This window comes from Vibrio sp. Vb0888 (assembly GCF_033338835.1).
GTDB lineage: Bacteria > Pseudomonadota > Gammaproteobacteria > Enterobacterales > Vibrionaceae > Vibrio > Vibrio alginolyticus.
This window is the reverse complement of sequence record NZ_JAWOTL010000059.1, coordinates 1-1977: the sequence shown is the minus strand read 5'-3', so window position 1 is coordinate 1977 and position 1977 is coordinate 1. Positions and strand designations below refer to the sequence as shown.

Sequence of the window (1977 nt, the reverse complement as noted above, 5' to 3'; positions counted from 1 at the left end):
ACTGCTATGTTAACCATTTTCTTGAGCTTTCTATGTCTGCCCAAATGCTATCTGCTGTTCCTTTAACTTCTCTATCAGGAGTTGGCGCCAAAGTCGCAGAAAAACTCGCTAAAGTCGGCTTGCATAGCGTTCAAGATTTGTTGTTCCACCTGCCTCTACGCTACGAAGATCGCACCCGCATTTATCCTATTGCCAAACTGCACGCAGGCCTTTGGGCTGCGGTACAAGGTAAAGTCATGACCGTCGATACCATTTTTGGTAAACGCAAAATGCTGACAGTCAAAATCAGTGACGGCAATGGCACCATCACGCTGCGTTTTTTCAACTTTACTGCAGCGATGAAGAACAATTTTTCACAGGGTAAGTTAGTACACGCTTACGGAGAAATTAAGCGTGGTGGTATGGGGCTGGAAATTGTGCACCCTGACTACAAATTTTACGCCAGTGAACAAAAGCCAGATGTGGAACAAAGCTTAACCCCGGTTTATCCAACCACAGATGGCCTGCGTCAAATCACCTTACGTAACCTTACTAAGCAAGCATTGGCGCTACTCGATAAAGCGGCAGTGCAAGAATTGCTACCTTCTGGCTTGTATAACCATCAGATTACTATGTCGCAGGCGTTGCACACCATTCATCGCCCGCCGCCAACGATTAATTTAGATGAATTTGATGAAGGTAAGCACCCCGCTCAAATCCGTTTGATCATGGAAGAGTTGCTCGCTCAGAACTTATCGATGTTGGCGGTGCGCAGTAAAGGTCAGCAAGATATCGCCTTACCGCTCGCACCATGTGACAAACTGAAAAAACAACTGTTGGCGCAACTGCCGTTTTCTCCGACCAATGCTCAAGCACGCGTGGTGAAAGAGATTGAATCCGACCTCGAAAAGCCGCATCCAATGATGCGTCTTGTCCAAGGTGACGTAGGCTCAGGAAAAACATTGGTTGCCGCGCTAGCCGCGGTCAGAGCCATTGAGCACGGTTACCAAGTGGCTTTAATGGCACCAACTGAGCTGCTCGCCGAACAACACGCCATCAATTTCGCCAACTGGTTTGAAGCCATGGGCATTCAAGTAGGCTGGCTTGCTGGTAAGCTCAAGGGCAAAGCCAAAGAGACGGAACTGGCTCGCATTGCCAGCGGTGAAGCGCAAATGATAGTGGGTACTCACGCCCTCTTCCAAGAACATGTGGAATTTCATCACCTAGCTTTAGTCATCATTGATGAGCAGCACCGCTTTGGCGTCCATCAGCGATTAGAGTTACGTGAGAAAGGGGCAAAACAAGGCGCGTATCCGCATTAGCTCATCATGACTGCGACTCCGATTCCTCGCACACTAGCAATGACAGCGTATGCTGATTTAGAAACGTCGGTGATAGACGAATTACCACCAGGCCGAACGCCAATTCAAACCGTCGCCATTCCAGATACCAAACGTGACGACATTGTCGAGCGGGTACGAAACGCTTGTCTTAACGAAGGCAAGCAAGCGTATTGGGTGTGTACGCTGATCGATGAATCAGAAGTGTTAGAAGCGCAAGCCGCAGCAGACACCGCTGAAGAGCTGCAGCGCAAGCTACCAGATGTAAAAATTGGCCTAGTTCATGGCCGTATGAAACCCGCCGAAAAGCAAGCTGTCATGCAAGAGTTTAAAGACAACAAGCTCCACCTGCTCGTAGCCACGACGGTGATAGAAGTTGGCGTAGACGTGCCAAACTCTAGCTTGATGATCATAGAAAACCCTGAACGCCTTGGTTTGGCGCAATTACACCAGTTAAGAGGCCGCGTCGGTCGAGGCTCGGTTGCCAGTCACTGTGTCCTGCTGTACCACTCCCCTCTGTCGAAAACCGCGCAAAAACGCCTCGGTGTGCTGCGTGAAAGTAACGATGGCTTTGTTATTGCGCAGAAAGACCTAGAGATCCGCGGGCCCGGCGAATTATTGGGCACCAAACAAACAGGCTTGGCTGATTTCAAAATTG

At 49.5% G+C, this 1977-nt stretch carries 1 pseudogene; it reads left to right on the top strand.

The annotated features are described in order from the left end of the window. Positions 1-32: 32 nt before the first annotated feature. Positions 33-1977, top strand: a pseudogene (recG, locus tag R7P72_RS23725) (ATP-dependent DNA helicase RecG); the annotation flags it as partial.